This is a genomic window from Kitasatospora sp. NPDC058162 (assembly GCF_042884005.1).
GTDB lineage: Bacteria > Actinomycetota > Actinomycetes > Streptomycetales > Streptomycetaceae > Kitasatospora.
Window position 1 is genome coordinate 43,180 of the sequence record NZ_JBHVUS010000044.1, and the last position, 19,430, is coordinate 62,609.

Genomic DNA, 19,430 nt, shown 5'->3' on the forward strand with positions numbered 1-19,430 from the left:
CTCGATTCATCTGGGTGCAGAAACCGGCAGGGCCGTGCGTGAGGGCCAGGCCATGAGGGTCTTCCGCGAGGTCGTGACGGTACTGGTGGTGCGCCGACTCCGTTGACGGCCTGCCCGGGTTCAGCCTATGCAACCCGGGAGGGGGTGGCGCACATTCCGGCCCCCGGCGAGCGGACCCCTCGTCACTTCCGTTCGGTGCGCAGGTCCAGCCCGCGGAGCACCTGGTCGACCAGCTCCGGGTCGGCGCCGAGTTCGCTGCGGGCGGCGAGCATCTCGCGCCGGGAGGCGGCGATCATCTCCTGCTCGACGTCCCGGGCAGCCCGCCACTGGTCGATCCGCAGCTTCGCCTCGGCGGCCTCCTCCTCGGCGTAGTTCTCCGGGCAGAGCCGGGCCAGCCGGTCGTGCTGACGGTCCCGCAGCCGGTCGGCGACCTCGGCGGGCAGCTTGTCCTGCTCCTCCAGTTCGCCGAGCCGGGTGAGCCCGGCCTTGGCGGCGCGCCACCACAGCTGACGCACGGCCTGCTCGTGGGCGTCCTGGTCGATGTCCAGCTGGAGCCGCTTGGCCAGCCAGGGCAGGGTCAGGCCCTGGACCAGCAGGGTGAACAGCACCACGCTGAAAGCGATGAACACCAGCCGGCCGCGCTCCGGGAAGTCGGCGCCGGAGTGCAGGGTGAGCGGGATGGCCAGGGCCAGGGCGACGGTGGCCACCCCGCGCATGCCGGACCACCAGAGGACCACGCTCTCCTTCCAGCTGAACGGGGTGTCCTCCTCGGCGTCCTTGCGCAGCCGCTTCGACAGCCAGCCGGCCGGCAGCAGCCAGAGCAACCGGACCGCCACCACGACCGCGATGACCACGGCGGCGTCGCCCAGGAAGCCGGTCCAGCCGCGGCCGGCCTCCTTGAGCACGGTGGCCAGCTCCAGGCCGATCAGGCCGAAGGCGACGCCGGTGATCAGGATCTCGACCACCTCCCAGAAGGCGTTGCCGACCAGCCGGTAGGAGACGGCGTCGGCGTCGGAGGCCCGCTCGGCGAGGTAGAGCGCGCAGATCACCACGGCGAGCACCCCGGAGCCGTGGATCTCCTCGGCGACGGCGTAGGCGGCGAAGGGCACCAGCAGGTTGAGCGCGACCTGCTGGGTCGGGTCGTCCAGGCGCTCCGCGAGCTTGGCGTTCACCCAGCCGAGCACCACGCCGACGACCACCGCGAGCACCGCGGAGAGCACGAAGCGCACCACGGCGTGGCCGATCGAGAAGTCGCCGCTGACCACGGCCTCGATGGCGAGCGAGTAGATGACGATCGCGGTGACGTCGTTGAACAGGCCCTCGCTCTCCAGGATCGCCACCAGCCGGCGGGGCAGTCCGACGCTGCCGGCCACCGCCACCGCGGCCACCGGGTCGGGCGGGGAGACCAGCGCGCCGACCGCGATCGCGGCGGCCAGCGGCAGCGCGGGCAGCAGCCAGTGCACGGTGCCGGCCACCGCGATCGTGGTGACCACCACCAGGGCGACGGCCAGCAGCAGGATCGAGCGGACGTTGGCCTTGAAGTAGCGGACGGTGGAGCGCCGGGCGACGGCGAAGATCAGCGGCGGCAGGACCAGCGGGAGGATCAGCTCGGGCTCGATCTTGACGTCGGGGATCTGCGGGACGATCGCCATGACGATGCCGAGCAGGGTCATCAGGACCGGTTGCGGCACGCCCGTCTTTCGGGCGAGTGGCATGGTCACCACGGAGGCGAGCAGCACCAGGAAGAACAGGGGCAGCTGGCCCACGGGGAGGTTCCTCTCGACGGCTGGGCAACGACGGGCGGCCGAGCCGCGGCGGATCGCCGGGCTGCGGGCGGCCGGGCGGGCCACGACGGACGACCGGGCCACGACGGGTGCCGGGGCCACGACGGACGGCTGAGCGCCGCCCAGGATAAATCTGACAATGCGCCCATCGGTGGGGACACGCCGGACGAACGCTTGACCTCAAGCGCACTTCACGTTCGATGATCGGGGAGTTCGAGCAGCGAATCGGCGAGAGGAGCCCCCATGAAGGCGGTCACCGTACCGAGGTCCGGCGGTCCGGAGGTCCTGCGGGTCACCGAGGTGGCGGACCCGGAGCCCGCGGCGGGCGAGGTCCGGGTGCGGGTGTACGCCGCCGCCGTCCAGCCGGTGGACCTCGCGATCCGGGAGGGCTTCCGCCCGCCGGGGCTGGTCGCCGAGGAGCCGTTCGTCCTCGGCAACGAGTTCGCCGGGGTGGTGGACCGGATCGGGCCGGGCGTCGACCGCTGGCGGGTCGGCGACGAGGTGCTGGGCTTCCGGGTGCTGGGCTGCCAGGCCGAGCTGGTCGCGGTGGACGCCGACCAGCTGGTGGCCAAGCCCGCCGGAATGCCCTGGGAGCAGGCCGGCGCACTCTCCGCCTCCGGCCAGACCGCGCACGTGGCGCTCGACCTGCTCGGGGTCGGCCCCGGCGACACCGTGCTGGTGCACGGCGCCAGCGGCGGGGTCGGCACCGTCGCCGTCCAGCTCGCCCAGTCCCTGGGCGCCACCGTGATCGGCACCGCGAGCGAGCGCAACCACGACTACCTGCGCGAGCTGGGCGCGGTCCCGGTCGCGTACGGGGAGGGGCTGGTCGAGCGGGTCCGGGCGGTCGCGCCGCGGGGGGTGGACGCGGCCTTCGACGCGGCCGGGCGGGGCGCCCTGGCGGCCTCCGTCGAACTGGTCGCCGACCGGGACCGGATCGGCACCGTGGTCGACTACCCGGAGGCCGAGCGGCTGGGCGTCCGGGGGCTGCGGGCGCCGCGCACCGCCGAGCGGCTGGCCGAGCTGGTCCGGCTGTGGGAGGCCGGCGGGCTGCGGATGGAGATCGCCGAGACGCTGCCGCTGGAGAAGGCCGCCGATGCGCACCGGCTGGTCGGGACCGGGCACGTCCGCGGCAAGGTGGTGCTGACCGCCTGAGCGCCTCACCGTGCGAGCCCCTGGGCGCCTGGGGGCCTCCGGGCCGATTGTGTGTTTCGGCCGCTGACCAGGTAATGTTCTCCACGTCAGCAGGCGCCGCTAGCTCAGTTGGTTAGAGCAGCTGACTCTTAATCAGCGGGTCCGGGGTTCGAGTCCCTGGCGGCGCACAGACAGCCGAGAGGCCCCTTGCGAGAGCAAGGGGCCTCTCGGCGTTTCCGCCCACCCGCGCCCACACCCGCGCCCCGCCCACCGGTGGCAGGAAAGGTGGGAAACAGGTCATTGCTGCCATCACGGGCCGGTGACAGGCTGACCGCATGAGAGCGCGCAGCGTGGTCGTCGTCCTCTACGACGGCGTGCAGAGCCTGGACGTCACCGGCCCCCTGGAGGTGTTCGCCGCCGGAGGCGCGGCCGCCGGGCGGCCGGGCGCGTACCGGGTGACCACGGCCTCCCCCGGCGGTCGGCCGGTGCGCAGCGCCAGCGGGCTGCGGCTGCTGCCGGACGTGGACCTGGCCGAGGTCGGGCCGGTGCACACCCTGCTGGTCCCGGGCGGGGAGGGCTTCGAGGACCCGGACGCCGCCCTGGTGGCGCGGATCCGGGAGCTGGCCGGCCGGGCCGAGCGGGTGGTGTCGGTGTGCACCGGGGCCTTCCTGCTCGCCGAGGCCGGGCTGCTGTCCGGGCGCCGGGCGACCACCCACTGGGCCTTCTGCACGGAGCTGGCCCGCCGCTTCCCGGACGTGGCGGTCGACCCGGATCCGATCCACGTCCGGGACGGGCGCCTCGCCACCTCGGCCGGGGTCACCGCCGGGATCGACCTGGCGCTGGCCCTGGTCGAGGAGGACCTCGGCCGGGACGCCGCGCTGCTGATCGCCCGTCACCTGGTGGTCTTCCTGCGCCGGCCGGGCAACCAGGCCCAGTTCAGCACCCAGCTGGCCGCCCAGGTGGCGGCCCGGCAGCCGCTGCGCGAGGTCCAGCGGTGGATCGCCGAGCACCCCGAGGCGGACCTGTCGGTCGAGTCGCTGGCCGCCCGGTCGGCACTGTCCCCGCGGCACTTCGCCCGGGCCTTCGCCGCCGAGGTGGGGGTGCCCCCGGGCCGGTACGTGGACGGGGTCCGGCTGGAGGCCGCCCGGCGGCGGCTGGAGGACACCGACGACGGCGTCGAGGGGATCGCGCGCTCCTGCGGCTACGGCACCCCGGAGGCGATGCGGCGCGCCTTCGTCCGGACCCTGGCCGTCCCACCCGCCGAGTACCGCCGCCGCTTCCGCACCCGGCCCGACGATTCACCGCCCGTTGCTCCACCGCCCGTTGCTGCCCAATCCGTTGCTCCACCGCCCGTTGCTCCACTGCCCGTTGGAGGTCACTGATGCGCATCGCGATCCTGCTCTACCCCGAGTTCACCAGCCTGGACGTGGTCGGCCCGTACGAGGTGCTGTCCCGGATCCCCGGCGCCGAGGTGGTGTTCACCGCCGCGGAGCGCGGCCCGGTCCGCAACGACCTGGCCGGCCTGGCGCTGACCGCGGACGCCCTCCTCGACGAGGTGGACTCGGCCGACCTGCTGCTGGTCCCCGGCGGGCCCGGGACGGAGGCGCAGCTGACGGACGAGGCGGTGCTCGACTGGGTGCGCCGGGTGGACGCGACCACCACCTGGACCACCTCGGTCTGCTCCGGCTCGCTGATCCTGGGCGCCGCCGGGCTGCTCCGCGGCCGCCGGGCCACCACCCACTGGGGCGTGCTGGACCAGCTGACCCGGTTCGGGGCGGAGCCCACCGGCACCGAGCGGACCGTGGTCGACGGCAAGTACGCGACCGCGGCCGGGGTCTCGGCCGGGATCGACCTCGCGCTCACCCTGACCGGCCTGATCGCCGGGGACGAGACCGCGCAGGCGATCCAGCTGCTCATCGAGTACGACCCGCAGCCGCCGTACACCGCGGGCGCCCTCGCCAAGGCCTCCCCCGCGGTGGTGGAGGGGGCGAAGCGGCTGCTGGTGCCCTGACGGCGCCGCACGGGGTCCGCACCCGACGGGCACGGACCCCGCCTCCGGTCAGCGGCCGAAGTAGGCGTCGAAGTTCTTGGAGAACTCCCGGCCGCCGAACTGGTCCCAGTTGACCGACCAGGTCATCAGCCCGGCCAGGTTCGGCTGGGCGCCCGAACGCGGCACGTACGTCCCGCAGTTGGCCAGCTTGGTGAGGCAGTCCAGGGCCTTGTCCACCTCGGCCGGGGCGACGTAGCCGTTGCCCGCGTTGGTGGTGGCCGGCATGCCGATGGCGACCTTCGAGGCGGGCAGCGGCGGGAACACGTTGTTCGCGTTGCCCGCCACCGGGAAGCCGTTGAGCAGCAGGTCGGTCATCGCGACGTGGAAGTCGGCGCCGCCCATCGAGTGGTACTGGCTGTCCAGGCCCATGATCGAGCCGGAATTGTAGCCCTGGACGTGCAGCAGGGTGAGGTCGTCGCGCAGCGCGAAGATGACCGGCAGGTACGCCCCGGCGCGCGGGTCCTGACCGCCCCAGGGGCCGGATCCGTAGTACTGGTAGCCGAGTTGGACGAAGAAGGTCTCCGGCGCCATGGTCAGCACGAAGCCCGGGCCGTACTTGGCCTTGAGGGTCTTCAGCGCCGAGATCAGGTTGACGATGACCGCGCTCTTCGGGTTCTTGAAGTCGGTGTCGCCGGTGTCGAGGGAGAGCGAGTGGCCCTCGAAGTCGATGTCCAGGCCGTCCAGGCCCCACTTGTCGATGATCGCCGAGACCGAGCTGACGAAGGTGTCCCGGGCGGCGGTGGTGGTCAGCTGGACCTGGCCGTTCTGGCCGCCGATCGAGATCAGCACCTTCTTGCCCTGGGCCCGCTTGGCGGCGATGGCCGCCTTGAAGTCGGCGTCGGACTCGACGGTCGGGCAGTCGGTGGCCGAGCAGCGGTTGAAGCGGATGTCGCCGGAGGTCGGGGAGGTGGGCTCGCCGAAGGAGAGGTCGATGATGTCCCAGGACGCGGGGACGTCGGCCATCCGGGTGTAGCCGGCGCCGTTGGCGAAGCTGGCGTGCAGGTAGCCGACCAGGGTGTGGCTGCCGGCGGGGGTGCCGGTCGGGGTGCCGGTGGGCGTTCCCGTGGGCGTTCCGGTGGGCGTTCCGGTGGGGGTGCCCGTCGGGGTCCCGGTCGGCGTGGACGTGGAGGTGGGCGTCGGGGTCGGCGTGGAGGTCGGGGTCGGGGTCGGGGTCGGGCTGGGGGCGCCCGGGCCGTCCAGCGAGATGTCGTCCGCGTAGTAGGTGCCCTGCCCGTACCAGCCGTGGGTGTACACGGTGGCGGTGGTCTGGCTTGCGCCGGTGGTGAAGCCGACGCTGAGCTTCTGGTACGCCCCGCCGGTGCCGGGCGTCCAGGTGCTGGGGCCGCCGCCGTCGACGCCCAGGTAGACGTAGGAGCCGTTGACCCAGGCGCTGAGCGTGTAGGTGGTGTTCGGTGCGACGGCGACGGTCTGGGCGCACTGGGCGGTGTCGCCCGCGGTGGCCGCGGCGGCGAGCGCGTGGCTCCCGCCGTGCACCGGGGAGGTGACCACGCTGCCGGAGTTGCCGGAGCAGCTCCACGGGCCGAGCGAGCCGGATTCGAAGCCGCCGTTGACCAGGAACTCGCCGGCCGAGGCGGCGGGCGCCAGGCCCAGGGTGACGCCGACCAGGGTGGCCGCGGCGACGGCGGAGGCGGTTCCGGCCGCGAGGCCGTTTCTCAGGTTTCTGCGCATGGGGGTGCTCCTGCGTGGCACGGTCGTGGGGGACGTCCGAGGGCACGCCGGAGCACGCGCCAGTGGGGGGAACGGCCCGGCCTGGCACCCAAGTTGGACTAGACCACTGAAGTGGATCCGCCGGTGCGCTGTCAATGGTCCAGACCGGTACGGGAGGGTCGTCTCCGGTTGCCGGGGGTGACACCCCGTCGAAGGATGGAGGAGTGACCCCGCCCGGCTACCTCCGCCACCCCCACCTGCACGGCGGCCTGCTCACCTTCACCGCCGAGGACGACGTCTGGATCGCCCCGCTGGACGCCGGGGCCGCCGCCACCGGCCGGGCCTGGCGGGTCGGCTGCGACCGCACCCGGGTCAGCCACCCCCGCTTCTCCCCCGACGGCGCCACCCTCGCCTGGACCAGCTGGCTCGGCCTGACCCCCGAGGTGTGGACCGCCCCGGTCGAGGGCGGCGAGACCCGCCGGCTCAGCTACTGGGGCAGCCAGGACACCCGGGTGCGCGGCTGGCTGCCGGACGGCGAGGTGCTGGCCGTCACCTCCTTCCACGAGCCCTTCGGCCACTACACCTGGGCGCACGCCCTGCCGCCCGACGGCTCCCCCGGCCGCCGGATGCCCTGGGGCCCGGTCGGTGACGCCCAGCTCAGCCGGACCCGGACCGTCCTGCTCACCGGCTCCGCCCCGCACGAGCCCGCCGCCTGGAAGCGCTACCGCGGCGGCGCGGTCGGCCGGCTCTGGGTGGACGGCGAGCTGATCCTCCCCGGGCACACCGGCCACCTCGCCTCCCCCATGCCGGTCGGCGAGCCCCCCGACGACCGGATCGCCTTCCTCTCCGACCACGAGGGCGTCGGCAACCTCTACTCCTGCCGCCCCGACGGCACCGACCTGCGCCGGCACACCGACCACGCCTCCTACTACGCCCGCGAGGCCGCCACCGACGGCACCCGGATCGTCTACCAGCACGCCGGCGACCTCTGGCTGCTGGACGGCCTGGACGCCCCCGCCCCGCACCGGCTGCACGTGCCGCTCGGCGGCGCCCGGGCCGGCCGCCGCCCGTACCAGGTCGGCGCCGCCTCCCAGGTCAAGGACCTCGCCTGCGACCAGACCGGCCGGGCCGGGGTGATCACCGTGCGCGGCAGCCAGTACTGGCTCACCCACAAGGACGGCCCGGCCCGCGCGCTCGCCGACACCCCCGGGGTGCGCACCCGGCTGCCGGTGGTGCTCGGGCACACCGGGGAGGCGGCCTGGATCACCGACGCCGAGGGCGCCGACGCGATCGAGGTGGTGCCGTTGCCCGGCCACGAGGGCCCCTCCGGATCGACGGGCGGGGACCGGCACCGCCACCGGGTGCTCGCCGCCGGCCGGCTCGGCCGGGTCCTGGAGCTCACCGCCGCCCCCGACGGCACCCGGCTCGCCGCCACCACCTCGGACGGGCGGCTGCTGCTGGTCTCCGCCGAGGACGGCGGGGTGCGCGAACTGGCCGCCTCCGACTACGGGCCGATCGCCAGCGCCCGGTTCTCCCCCGACTCGCACTGGATCGCCTGGTCCCAGCCGGCCGCCGGGCGCTCGCTGCGCCGGATCCGGCTCACCCGCACCGACGCGCCCGCGGCGACCACCGACGTCACCGACGGCCGGTTCGAGGACGAGCAGCCGGTGTTCACCCGGGATGGCCGCTACCTGGCCTTCCTGTCCTGGCGCGGCTTCGACCCCGTCCACGACGTGCACACCGGCGACCTCTCCTTCCCGGTCGGCTGCCGCCCGTACCTCGTCCCGCTCACCGCCGACACGCCCTCCCCGTTCGCCGCCCCCGCCGAGGACGGCGCCCCGCGCGGGGACGGCGGCGGCGACGGCACCGTCCGGGTCGACCCGGTGGGCATCGGCGAGCGGCTGCTGCAGTTCCCGGTGATCGCCTCCAAGTACTCGGCCACCGACGCGGTGCGCGGCGGCCTGGTCTGGCTGCGCTGGCCGATCTCCGGCACCCTCGGGCAGACCTTCGCCAACCCCGACGACACCTCCGGCCGCCCCTCGCTGGAGCACTTCGACCTGGCCCGGGGCACCCGCAGCACGCTGGTCGACAAGCTGGACGGCTACGCGGTCTCCGGGGACGGCGGCTCGATCGCGGTCTACTCGGCCGGGACCCTGCGGGTGGTCCCGGTCGCCGCCCCCTCCGCCGGGACCAGCGTCGACCTGCGCCGGATCACCCACACCGTGCACCCGGCCGCCGAGTGGCGCCAGGCGTACCACGAGGCCGCCCGGATCGTCCGGGACCAGTTCTGGGACGAGCGGATGTCCGGCCTGGACTGGCCCGCGCTGGTCGCCCAGTACGAGCCGCTGCTGGAACGGGTCTGCTCACCCGACGACTTCGCCGACCTGCTGCGCGAACTCCTCGGCGAGCTCGGCACCTCGCACGCCTACGTCACCCCCTCCCGGCGCGCCGAGGGCCCCACCCTCGCCCAGCAGCCGCTCGGCCTGCTCGCCGCCAACGCCCACCGCTCCCCCGACGGCCGCTGGCTGGTCGACCGGGTGCTGCCCGGCGAGTCCTCCGACCCGCGCGCCCGCGCCCCGCTGGCCGCCCGTGGCGTCCGGGACAGCGACGAGCTGCTGGAGGTCGGCGGCCGCCCGGTGGACCCGGTGCGCGGCCCGCTGCCGCTGCTGGCCGGCACCGGCGGCACCACCGTCGAACTCGCCCTGCGCAGCGGCCCGGACGGCCCGGTGCGGCGGATCACCGTCACCCCGCTGACCGACGAACGGGCCGTCCGCTACCAGGACTGGGTGACCAAACGCCGTTCCCTGGTACGGGAGTTCAGTGACGGCCGGTGCGGTTACCTGCACATCCCGGACCTCGGCGGCTCCGGCTGGGCGCAGTTCAACCGCGACCTGCGGCGCGAACTGGACAAGCCCGCGCTGGTCCTCGACGTACGCGGCAACGCCGGCGGCAACGTCTCCGAACTCGTCCTGGAGAAGCTCACCCGGCACGTCCTCGCCTGGGACTTCAGCCGCGACCGCCAGCCCGTCCGCTGGCCCCGGCACGCACTGCGCGGCCCGCTGGTGGCGCTCGCGGACGAGGCGACCAGCTCGGACGGGGACGTGATCATCGCGGCGATCAAGCTGCTCGGCCTCGGCCCGGTGATCGGCAGCCGCACCTGGGGCGGCGTGGTCGGGATGACCGGGCGGCACACCCTGGGCGACGGCACCCAGATCTCGGTGCCGAAGAACGCCTCCTGGTTCAGCGGCGGGCTCGGCTGGTCGGTGGAGAACCGGGGCGTCGAGCCGGACGTGCACGTGCTGCGCGCCCCGCAGGACTGGGCGCGGGGGCGCCACCCGGAGCTGGTCGCCGCCGTCCAGTTGGCCCTGGAGCTGCTGGAGGACGCCCCGGCCGCCGCGCCCCCGCCGGAGTCCACGCCCCGGCCGGACCTGCGGCGCCCGCCGCTTCCGCCGCGGGCGCCCTGAAGGCCTCGGACCTCAGCCGCACTCGGACCTCAGTCCCACTCGGACCCCAGCCTCGGACCTCAGTCCCAGGGGTCGCCCTCGGCCGTCATGTTCTCGGCGGCCCGCCGGTCGGCCTCCTCCTCCTGGGCGGCCGTCCGCTCCTGCGTCTCCCTGGTCCGCTCGATGTCGTCGCTGTACGCGTCGGCGGCCTCGTCGTGCGCGAGCGCGGCGCGCTCGGCGGCCTCCGGGCCGGTGGCCTCGTGCCCCCTGTGGAAGATCCTGTCGAGGATGCCCATCACTCCTCCTCCGAACGGATTACCGGGCTGTCCCCCACTCTCACACCGGGCTCCGGCGCCCGCACGTTGAGCCTTTGGTCCCGGCCCGACGCGTCCAAGGGCCGTAGCCGGGCGGTTCCGGACGGGCGGAGGGTGACGGTGTGAGGAACTCGACCGAGGAACTGCACGACGGACCGCGCCGCCGGGTCGGCGCCCTGGCCGCGCTGGACGGACGGCTGCCCGGCACCCACGACCTGCTGCTGATGCAGTGCCCGAGCTCGCTGCGCCCGCTGGCCGGCGGCGAGCTGCCGGACTGGGCGCGGACGGTGCTGCGGGCGCACCCGTGGGTCACCGTCGGCCGGGCGCCCTCGCTGATCGGCGCCCCGGTGGACGTCCCGCACCCGCAGCGCTGCACCCGGGACCGGGCGGCCGCGCCCGAGCACTGGACCCCGGTGACCGTACGCGGCCCGCGCCCCGGGCAGCGGCTGGACGCGCTGGCCCCCTGGGCCGCGGTGGCCCGGACCCTGCGGCCCGAGCAGCTGGCCGGACGGCTGGAGCGGCTGGCCCCCGAGCGGGTCGCCGGGATCCCGGCGCTGGCCCTGCTGCCGGAGGTCGGCCGGCTGGTCGCGGACCACCGGCTCGCCTGGGGGCCGGTCGGCGCGGTCGGCTACGAACTGGGCACCGGCGTCCCGGTGGCGGGGCCGCTCAGCCCGCTGCGGCTGGTGCTGCGCACCCCGCACCCGATCAGCCGGCGGGACGCGCTGCAGCTGCGGCGGGCGCTGAGCAAGCTGCCGGTGCCGGTGCAGGCCGAGCTGGAGACCCGCTACGGCGCGGTGCAGCTCGCCGAGTACGCGGCGGGGGTGCACACCTTCACCCTGCTGACGCCGTACGGGCCCCGGGAGGTCCACGACCCGTGGTTCCCCCGGGGCCCGTTCGCGTGAACCGGGGCCTGTTCGGCTAGGGCCCGCCCGGCACCGTCGTCAACGAGCGCCCCGACTCGCAGCGCGATCAGGTGGTTTACCCATCGGACGTGCGCGATCCGCCCGGCTCGCGGGCCAAGGTGGTCACGTCGGGGCCGCGCCGTGCCCCCTGAGCGAGGGAAGATCACATGCGAAGGTTCACCCGGGCCGCGCTGGTGGCCGTCTGCGCGGCGGGCGCCGTGCTGTCCGTCGTCCCGTCGGCCCAGGCCGCCACCAGCGGCCAGGGCTGCCGCTACTACTACACCAGCTACTTCCCCGGCCCGAACGGCCAGACCACGGGCTACGGCGACTACCCCGAGGGCGCCACCGACCCCGAGGGCCGGGTCTGCCAGGACGGCTGGTGGGTGGACCAGGACGACAACGGCCGCTTCTGATCCCGTCGAATGCCGGTGCCCCGGCGCGGCCTCCCGCGCCGGGGCGCCGGGCCGGTCAGCCGCTGACGCTGGGGGTGCCCGTCTCCAGGTGGCCGGTGAAGCGCTGCGACCAGCTGCTGTCGGCGTCCACGGTGACGGTGAAGTCGTACCAGCCGTTGTTGTAGGCGACCGCGTTGAAGTAGTCGCTGACGCTGCCGCCGGCCGGGACCTGGTACGTCCAGGGGCCGTCCGTGCGGTAGTTGGTGGAGGTGATGGTGAAGGTCATCGGCGCGCTGCCGGCGTTGGCCAGCTTGAAGTAGACGGCGAGCTTGCCGGTGCCCGGCTCCACCGCGTACGAGGCGGTGACCGCCGCGTTCTTGCCCGCCTTGGTGGCGTCGCCCTTGAAGCGGCGCAGGAAGCGGTTGGGGCCGACCACGGTGAGGTCGTACGGGCCGCCGCCGAAGCCGGTGCCGCAGTTGAAGAAGTCGCTGGTGTTGCCGCCCGGGTCGACGGTGTACTGCCAGGGGCCGCCGCTGCGGTAGGCGTTGGCGTAGGCCGCGAAGTGGGCGGAGTTGGCGGCCGCGGTGCCCGCGTTCTCCATCTTGATCCAGACCTTCATCACCCCGGCGGAGCCGAACTCCAGGTGGTCGAGGTTGGCGTTGGGCTGGTACGGCAGGGCCCGGGCCGGGCGGGTGCCGGGCTCCTGGGCGGGCAGCGCGTTGTTGGCGGGCGAGGGGTTGGGCAGCGGGCCGCAGGTGGACAGGCCGATGGTCTGCGAGGTGTCGGGCAGGCCGGGCAGGCCGTACACCGGGTTGGCGAAGTCGAAGACCGAGGTGAGGTCGCCGCAGACCTTCCGGCGCCAGGCACTGATGTTGGGGCTGGTGGCGGGCGTGCCGAGGGCGGCGGTCCACACCTCCAGGAAGCGCAGCACCGAGGTGTGGTCGAAGGTCTCGGAGTTGACCCAGCCGCCGCGGGTCCACGGGGAGACGGCGATCAGCGGGACGCGGAAGCCGAGGCCGATGTTGGTGGAGTTGTAGAACTCGCCCGCGGTGCCCGCGGGCGCGGCCGGCGGCGGGACGTGGTCGAAGAAGCCGTCGTTCTCGTCGTAGTTGATCAGCAGGACGGTCGAGTTGAACACGTTGGGGTCCGCGTTCAGGGCGTCCAGCACCATGTGGACGAAGTGCGCGCCGTCCTGCGGGGTGGCGTAGGGGTGCTCGGAGGACTGCTGGTCGGCGACGATCCAGGAGACCTGCGGCAGGGTGCCGTTCTGCACGTCGGCCCGGATCGCGGCGGCGATGTCGTCCGGGGTCCGGCCGGTGACGGCGGGGACGGAGCCCATGCCCTTGACGGCCAGCGCGCTGCCGGCCGCGGCACCGGTGAACTGGCTGAAGTAGGCGAGGGCGTTGTCGCCGAAGTTGTCGTTGGCGTTCTGGTAGACCTTCCAGCTGACGCCGGCGGCCTCCAGCGCCTCGGCGTAGGTCTGCCAGCGCAGGTTGGACTCGGAGCCGCCGTCGTAGGCCGGGCCGCCGGCGGTGCCGGCCGGGTCGATCGTCCCGCTCCAGTGGTAGGTGCGGTTGGGGCCGGTCGCGCTCAGCACCGAGCAGTGGTAGGCGTCGCAGACGGTCCAGTTGTCGGCCAGCGCGTAGTGGAACGGGATGTCGCCGCGCTGCAGGTAGCCGAGGGTGCGGACGGTGCCCTTGGCGGACACCCAGGAGTCCATCTTGCCGCCGTTCCAGGCCTTGTGCTGGTCGGACCAGGCGTGCGAGAGGTCGCCGTTGCACTGGGCCTGGGTTTCCGGGGAGCCGCTCGCGCCGGAGGGGTTGAAGGCCCACGGGTACTGGCGGGCGAACAGGCCGTTCGGCTGGTTGAAGACGCTGTTGCCGCCGGAGATCTGGATGGCGGCCCGGTCGGCGAAGCCGCGGACGCCCTTCAGGGTGCCGAAGTAGTGGTCGAAGCTGCGGTTCTCCTGCATCAGGATCACCACGTGCTGCACGTCGGTGATGGTGCCGGTGGTGCTGAGCGTGGTGCTGGAGGCGGCCGCTGCGTCCGCGGCTCCGGTGCCGGTGCCGGCCACCGCGAGGCCGGCCGCGGCGGCGCCGGACAGCGTGACGAACTTTCTACGACTCAACTCGGCCATCAGCCCGGTCCGTCCCTTCACTGGCAAGGTTGTGTACACAACTCGGGGCCATCGATCGCGGAGCAGTCTCCACCTCGGCCGGAGCGTGCCACCAGATGCGCGCAGCAGGTTTGTCGGACTGTTCGTCCGGGCGTCACCGAACGACGCCGGGCTGAACGCCCGGCTGATGCCCCGGGGAGACCGCCTCCACCGGGGCAGGCCGGGCCCGCGGTCAGCGGTCCTTCACCTCGATGCCCAGCGCCTGGGCGAACTGCGGCGCCAGCTCCAGCAGTTGGGTGGTACTGATGACCGCCCCGCGCAGCCCCTGGTGGCCGTCCGCCAGGCCGAGCCGGGCGGCCCCGCGCAGATCGGTCTTGCTCAGCACGGCCCCGCGCAGCCGGACCTCCTCCAGCGTCGAGCCGGGGAAGGACACCCCGGTCAGCTTCGCCTCGCCGAAGTCCACGTCGCGCAGCAGGCAGTCCTCGAACACGACGTCCCGCAGCACGGCCGAACGCAGGTTGACCGCCTCCAGCTTGCAGCCGCGGAACACCACCCGGCGCAGCGCCGCCCCGTACCCGGCGACCCCGGCCAGCACCCCGCCGACGAAGGAGCTGTCCTGCCACTCGGTGTCGCTCAGGTCGCAGGCCACCCAGCGGCCGGCCTGCACCCAGACCTCGTTGAACCGGGCCTGGCGCAGCTTGACCCCGCTGAGCGCGACCCCGGTGAAGGCGCACTCCAGGAAGGCCGCCCCGGCGCCCGACTCGTCGGTGTGCGCGCCGCCGTCGAAGTGCGCGGTGTCGTACCGCTCGTCGCTGCGCAGCGGGCCGGTGTGCGGGCGCAGCAGCTCGGCGTACGGGAGGTCGGCGAGCTGCTCGGGGACGGGACGGGGCATGGCGGCGGCGCCTTTCGGAGCGGGGCGGACGGGTCTCGCCCGCATGCTCGCACGCGGCACCGACAGCCCGGCCCGTACGCGCCCTCCGTACCCGCCCTCCCCGTACGCGCCCCCGTACCCGCCCTCCGGCGACGCCCCGGCCCGGCCGCTGCGGACGCGGCCGGGCCGGGGCGTTCACGGGTGGCGCCGACGGTGGCGCCGGTACCGACGGCGGTGTCAGCGGTGCCGTCAGCCGCGCGCCCAGAGCGAGTTGACCCGGCTGCGCTCGGCGCCGTTCGGGTAGGGGTTGGTGCAGGAGGTGCCGGGGCCGCCGCCCGACATCAGCTCGCTGCACGGGCCGGAGTAGTGGTCCGGCAGGCCGAGCACGTGCCCGGTCTCGTGGGCCGTCACCCGGACCGAGTTGTACTGCCGGTTCTGCTGGTAGTCGAGGAAGACGTAGCCGCGCCCGTGCCCGTCGGTGCTGGCGTAGGAGCCGCGGCTGTCGTTGCCCTCGTAGTAGGCGAAGTCGGCGTTCGAGCCGGCCTGCAGCCGGACGTTGCTGACCGAGCCGTTCCAGATCTGCGCGGCGTTGGCTATCTGGTTGCGGAAGGACGGTGCGGAGCCGGCGTCGTAGGTGACCACGACGGTGGCCAGGCCCGGGCTCGCGGCCTGCTTGGCCTTGGCGGAGGCCATCACGGCCTGGAAGAACGCCTGGTTGTCGGCCGTCTCCTGGGCCGAACCGGCGTACGTCGACGCGGTGTAGCCCTGGACCGCCGGGGCGGCCGGGGCGGCGGCGGCCGCGGTGGTGGGCAGCACGGCGAGACCGGCCGCGAGGGCGAGGCCGAGGGTCGCGGACAGCACGGATCGCTTCATGTGGGGGCTCCTGAAGGGGTCCTGGAGGTGTAGGGGACTCCGGGTCCGGGTGCCGCGGCCGGGTTGGGGGCCGGCCTGGGGGGACACCTGGCGACCGGGTGTCCCCAGAGCTTCGGGCAGCCCGGCGGCCCGGCGGATGATGTCAACCACCGATAGCCCGGTCCAATACCCCCGGACCCCTTCGGATTCGAGCCGACTTTTCCTCGTCTTGACCGAGCCATGCCCCTGGCATTCCGTTCCGGGGGCGGCTAGGCTCCGGGGCGGGGAAGTACCCATGCGGCGGGCCGCCCGTTTCCGGCCGGGCGGGCCGCCGCACCCGATTCACCTGCGAGGCAGGTCAGTTGGCCGCCGCCAAGCCGTTCGCCCAGAGCGAGTCGACCTGGGCGCTCTCGTTGGCGTCGGGGTGCGCGTTGGTGCAGGACGTGCCGGGGCCGTGGCCCGACATCAGCTCACTGCACGGACCGGAGTAGTCGTCGGGCAGGCCGAGCACGTGCCCCGTTTCGTGGGCGACGATCCGGAGCGAGTAGTACTGCTGGGCCTGCTGGTGGTCGATGAAGATGTAGCCGTGCCCGTGCCCGTCGGTGCTGGCGTACGAGCCGTTCGGGTCGTCTCCCTCGTTGTACGAGAAGTCGCCGGAGCCGCCGCTCGCCTCCTGGAGCTGGACGTTGTGCACCGAGCTGTTCCAGATCTGCGCGGCGTTGGCGATGTCGCCGGCGAAGGAGGGTGCATTGGTGGTGTCGTAGGTGACGGTGACGGTGGTCAGGCCGGGGTCGGCGGCCCGCTTGGCCTTCACGGCGGCCAGCACGGCCTGGAAGAACGCCTGGTTGTTCGCGGTCTCCTCGGCCGAACCGGCGTAGGCCGCCCGGGCGGTGTGGGTCTGCGCGGCCGGGGCGGACGGCGCGGCGGGCGCGGCGACGGCGGTGGCGGGCAGGGCCAGGGCGCCGGCGAGGACCAGGCCCAGGGTCGCGGACAGCACGGATCGCTTCATGTGGGGGCTCCGAATTCGCGGCGCGCCGGCCCGCCGGGGCCGGTGGGGGCCGGCCGTGCGGCGGCGGCGCGCGGTGGGGGCCGTCCCGGCCGGGGCCGGGGCGGTGTGGTGCCCCCGAGCTTCGACCCGCCCGGGCCCGTCGCGGATGATGTCAACCGGCGATAACCCGGCCGCATACGGGTGCCGGACAGCGGGGTGCGACTCTTCGCCCTGCCCTTGATTCCCTGTCATGTCCTTGGCGATGTGGCTCGGTGACGTCTATGCTCCCGTCGTGGAGCTCGACGTGAGACACCTCCGGGTGCTGTGCGCGATCGCCGACACCGGCAGCCTCCGCAAGGCCGCGCTCCAACTCGGCATGACCCAGCCCTCCCTCACCACCCAGCTGCACCGCATCGAACGGGCCATCGGCGGAACCCTGTTCACCCGCGAGCAGACCGGCAGCCGGCCCACCGCGCTCGGCCACTCGGTGCTGTCCCGGGCCCGGCCGGTGATCAGCGAGATGGCCGCCCTGGTCGCCGCCGCCCGCCAGGAGGCCCGGGACACCACCGGGCCCGGCCGGCAGCGGCGGCTGCGGATCGGCAGCGTCGGCAGCCGGGCCGTCGCCGCCTGGCTGCGCCGGGTGCACGAGCGGCTGCCCGACACCGACACCACCATCCACGTCGACATCTCCGCCAGCGCACTGCTGCGGATGGTCGCCGCCGACCAGCTGGACGTGGCCTTCGTGTACGAGAGCGAGGGCTTCCCGCTGCGGGTGCCGCCGGACGCCGAGCACCGGGTGCTGATGGCCCGCGAGCCGCAGTTCGTCGCGCTCGCCGCCGGGCACCCGGCCGCCGCCCGGCCGGTCGTCCACCTCGCCGACCTCGCCGAGGACACCTGGATGGTCGACCCGACCGCCGACCACGAGTACGCCGCGATGCGCCGGGTGTTCAGCGAGGCCGGGCTCAACCCCCGGGTGGTGCAGGTGCGGGACAACGCCACCGCCGCCGAGCTGGTCGCCTCCGGCGAGGCCGTCCGCCCCTGCCAGCCGACCTCGCTGCCCGGGCCGGGCACGGTGGTGCGCCCGGTGCACGGGGACCCGCTGGCCGTCCGGCTGCTGTTCACCTGGCGCCCCCGGGTGCTCAGCCAATCCGCCCTGGACGCGCTCTTCGGCGAACTGCGCGCCGCCTACCTGGATCTGGCCAGGGTCAACCCGGCCTACCTGGCCTGGCTGGCCCGGCACGAGCCCGTCCTGCTGGAACGCGTCTAGCTCTGCGGCCTCCCTAGGCCCGCGCCCGGCTCTCCCTGCTCTCCCGGCTGTGGACCAGCACCCCGACCGCGACCATCAGCGCGCACACCAGGCCCGCCGCCAGCACCCCCGAGCCGCCCAGCGCGGTGCAGGCCAGCACCAGCACCGCCCCCAGCGGCGCGATCGCCTGCGCGACCAGCCCGCGCTTGGTGTGCCGGGAGTGCAGGTACCAGACGGTGACCAGGTAGAGCGCCGTCGGCACGGTGACCGTCGCGGTGGCGGCCGTCTCGGAGATCTCCGCCTTGTGCACGGCCGATTCCACCGCCACCTCCAGCCCGGTGCCGATCGCCGCCGCCGAGCCGAACACCAGGTAGTGCCCGTAACCCCAGGCGAAGGCCTGCCGGTTGGAGCGCAGGTGGTCGTGGACGGGCCGGGCGAAGTAGATCCACCAGGCCGCGAAGCAGATCAGCAGCCCGCCGACCGCCACCGGCACCAGCCGGCCCAGCCCCTCGTGCTCGTCCACCGCCGACTGCACCGCCACCGTCGCGGCGGACACCGTCTCGCCGAGCACGATCAGGGTGAACAGCCCGTACCGCTCGGCGATGTGGTGCGGGTGCCAGGAGGTCTGCGCCCGGAGCTCGGCGACCACCGGCACGGCCAGCTCGCACAGTACGCCGATCGGGATGACCACCGGCCGGGCGGCGTCCGGCAGGAGCAGCACCACCACCCAGCCGACCTGGCACAGCGTGATCCCCGCCGCGTAGCGCAGCGCGACCCGGCGGGCCTCACCCTGTTCGCCGGACGCCGCGCGCAGCCACTGGGTGACCATCGCCAGGCGCATCACCACGTAGCCGGTGATCCCCAGGGTCAGGTCCTGGGTCTCGAACATCCTCGGCACCCCGGCGGCCAGGATCAGTACCCCGGCGATCTGCACCAGGGTGGTGACCCGGTACGGCACGTCGTCGCAGTCGTACGCGGAGGCGAACCAGGTGAAGTTCATCCAGGCCCACCAGATGGCGAAGAAGACCATCGTGTAGCCGCGCAGGCCCTCGCCGTAGTGCCCGGCGGCGAGGGAGTGGGCGAGTTCCCGACCGGCCTGGCCGACCGCGACCACGAAGCAGAGGTCGAAGAAGAGTTCCAGCGGGGTGGCGACCCGGTGCGGCTCGGCGCGGTCGCGCGGGACCATCCGGCGCACCGGGGGCGGGTCGACGTGCTGCGCTCGGGGTGCCTCGGCGGCGTGCTCACTGGCCATCGGTGCTGCTCCGGGGGGTCGGGAGGGGCGGACGCGGCCCGGGAGGGCCCGTCGTCCCGCGCATCCTGGCAGTGGCCGGGGCCCGACGCACGTACCGGCGCTCGTACCGGCGCGGGCGGGTGCGCCGGTAGGTGCGCCGGTGGGTGCGTCGGTACGTGCCCGGTACCTGCCCAATACCTGCCCGGCACCTGCGCCGGTACGGCAACTCCGTTCGAACCCGGGCGCGATGCCCCTGTATGCCCCTTTTCTTCTTGCCGTCAGCGAGAGTTGACGCTCCGGTGCGCGAAGTGGGTGACAGCACGGCGGGTTTCCGGGCGCGCCCCGCGCGCTGCGCCGCGAGCGGCCGGAACGCCCCGCTAGATTCGTCCCCGGTTGGAAGCGGGCGCGGGCTCCTTGCGGGGCCCCACGACACGGGCGGCCT

15 protein-coding genes and 1 tRNA gene are annotated in these 19,430 nt (G+C 74.1%); 8 read left to right on the forward strand and 8 right to left on the reverse strand.

Annotated elements, in window-relative coordinates:
• Nucleotides 1-182: 182 nt before the first annotated feature.
• On the reverse strand, nucleotides 183-1,766 hold the full coding sequence (locus ACFVXG_RS40975) for a Na+/H+ antiporter (RefSeq protein ID WP_387935463.1): 1,584 nt from the start codon (nucleotides 1,764-1,766) through the stop codon (nucleotides 183-185).
• Between the two features lie 261 nt (nucleotides 1,767-2,027).
• Here ACFVXG_RS40975 and ACFVXG_RS40980 point away from each other — a divergent pair, with 261 nt between their 5' ends.
• From ACFVXG_RS40980 to ACFVXG_RS40995, 4 genes are all read left to right on the forward strand, one after another.
• On the forward strand, nucleotides 2,028-2,936 hold the full coding sequence (locus tag ACFVXG_RS40980) for an NADP-dependent oxidoreductase (RefSeq protein WP_387935465.1): 909 nt from the start codon (nucleotides 2,028-2,030) through the stop codon (nucleotides 2,934-2,936).
• A 93-nt stretch (nucleotides 2,937-3,029) separates the two neighbouring features.
• Nucleotides 3,030-3,103, forward strand: a tRNA-Lys gene (locus ACFVXG_RS40985).
• A 147-nt stretch (nucleotides 3,104-3,250) separates the two neighbouring features.
• Nucleotides 3,251-4,297, forward strand: a complete 1,047-nt coding sequence (locus ACFVXG_RS40990; protein WP_387935467.1) for a GlxA family transcriptional regulator — start codon at nucleotides 3,251-3,253, stop codon at nucleotides 4,295-4,297.
• Nucleotides 4,297-4,926 carry a DJ-1/PfpI family protein gene (locus ACFVXG_RS40995; RefSeq protein WP_387935469.1) on the forward strand — a complete coding sequence of 210 codons (630 nt, stop codon included), beginning with the start codon at nucleotides 4,297-4,299 and terminating at the stop codon, nucleotides 4,924-4,926. The genes ACFVXG_RS40990 and ACFVXG_RS40995 overlap by 1 nt, the downstream gene beginning before the upstream one ends.
• A gap of 48 nt (nucleotides 4,927-4,974) precedes the next feature.
• Here ACFVXG_RS40995 and ACFVXG_RS41000 read toward each other — a convergent pair whose 3' ends face one another.
• Nucleotides 4,975-6,654 carry a chitinase gene (locus ACFVXG_RS41000; RefSeq protein ID WP_387935470.1) on the reverse strand — a complete coding sequence of 560 codons (1,680 nt, stop codon included), beginning with the start codon at nucleotides 6,652-6,654 and terminating at the stop codon, nucleotides 4,975-4,977.
• 134 nt (nucleotides 6,655-6,788) lie between these two features.
• On the opposite strand from ACFVXG_RS41000, the gene ACFVXG_RS41005 reads away from it, so the two are divergent.
• Entirely contained in the window at nucleotides 6,789-10,097 is a 3,309-nt protein-coding gene (locus tag ACFVXG_RS41005) for a S41 family peptidase (RefSeq protein ID WP_387935472.1), read from the forward strand.
• A 59-nt stretch (nucleotides 10,098-10,156) separates the two neighbouring features.
• Here the strand turns inward: ACFVXG_RS41005 and ACFVXG_RS41010 are convergent, their stop codons facing one another.
• Nucleotides 10,157-10,372, reverse strand: a complete 216-nt coding sequence (locus tag ACFVXG_RS41010) for a hypothetical protein (RefSeq protein WP_387935473.1) — start codon at nucleotides 10,370-10,372, stop codon at nucleotides 10,157-10,159.
• Between the two features lie 140 nt (nucleotides 10,373-10,512).
• Between ACFVXG_RS41010 and ACFVXG_RS41015 the strand changes: the two genes are divergently transcribed.
• Entirely contained in the window at nucleotides 10,513-11,292 is a 780-nt protein-coding gene (locus ACFVXG_RS41015; protein ID WP_387935475.1) for a phosphoribosyl-dephospho-CoA transferase MdcG domain-containing protein, read from the forward strand.
• Nucleotides 11,293-11,459: 167 nt separating this feature from the next.
• Entirely contained in the window at nucleotides 11,460-11,705 is a 246-nt protein-coding gene (locus ACFVXG_RS41020; protein WP_387935477.1) for a hypothetical protein, read from the forward strand.
• A 55-nt stretch (nucleotides 11,706-11,760) separates the two neighbouring features.
• Here ACFVXG_RS41020 and ACFVXG_RS41025 read toward each other — a convergent pair whose 3' ends face one another.
• The 4 genes from ACFVXG_RS41025 to snpA (ACFVXG_RS41040) all read right to left on the reverse strand — a co-directional run bounded on the left by ACFVXG_RS41025 (nucleotide 11,761) and on the right by snpA (ACFVXG_RS41040) (nucleotide 16,532).
• Nucleotides 11,761-13,821, reverse strand: a complete 2,061-nt coding sequence (locus ACFVXG_RS41025) for a phosphocholine-specific phospholipase C (protein WP_387935504.1) — start codon at nucleotides 13,819-13,821, stop codon at nucleotides 11,761-11,763.
• Between the two features lie 211 nt (nucleotides 13,822-14,032).
• Entirely contained in the window at nucleotides 14,033-14,692 is a 660-nt protein-coding gene (locus ACFVXG_RS41030) for a pentapeptide repeat-containing protein (protein ID WP_350504863.1), read from the reverse strand.
• A gap of 228 nt (nucleotides 14,693-14,920) precedes the next feature.
• Nucleotides 14,921-15,544 carry a snapalysin gene (gene snpA / locus ACFVXG_RS41035; protein WP_387935479.1) on the reverse strand — a complete coding sequence of 208 codons (624 nt, stop codon included), beginning with the start codon at nucleotides 15,542-15,544 and terminating at the stop codon, nucleotides 14,921-14,923.
• Nucleotides 15,545-15,881: 337 nt separating this feature from the next.
• A complete protein-coding gene (gene snpA, locus ACFVXG_RS41040) occupies nucleotides 15,882-16,532 on the reverse strand; it encodes a snapalysin (protein ID WP_387935481.1) in 651 nt (216 codons plus the stop codon).
• 241 nt (nucleotides 16,533-16,773) lie between these two features.
• Between snpA (ACFVXG_RS41040) and ACFVXG_RS41045 the strand changes: the two genes are divergently transcribed.
• Nucleotides 16,774-17,778 (forward strand): LysR family transcriptional regulator, encoded by a 1,005-nt coding sequence (locus tag ACFVXG_RS41045; RefSeq protein WP_387935506.1) that lies wholly within the window; start codon nucleotides 16,774-16,776, stop codon nucleotides 17,776-17,778.
• A 13-nt stretch (nucleotides 17,779-17,791) separates the two neighbouring features.
• On the opposite strand, the gene ACFVXG_RS41050 is transcribed toward ACFVXG_RS41045, so the two are convergent.
• Nucleotides 17,792-19,009 carry a low temperature requirement protein A gene (locus tag ACFVXG_RS41050; protein WP_387935483.1) on the reverse strand — a complete coding sequence of 406 codons (1,218 nt, stop codon included), beginning with the start codon at nucleotides 19,007-19,009 and terminating at the stop codon, nucleotides 17,792-17,794.
• Between the last annotated feature and the right edge of the window lie 421 nt (nucleotides 19,010-19,430).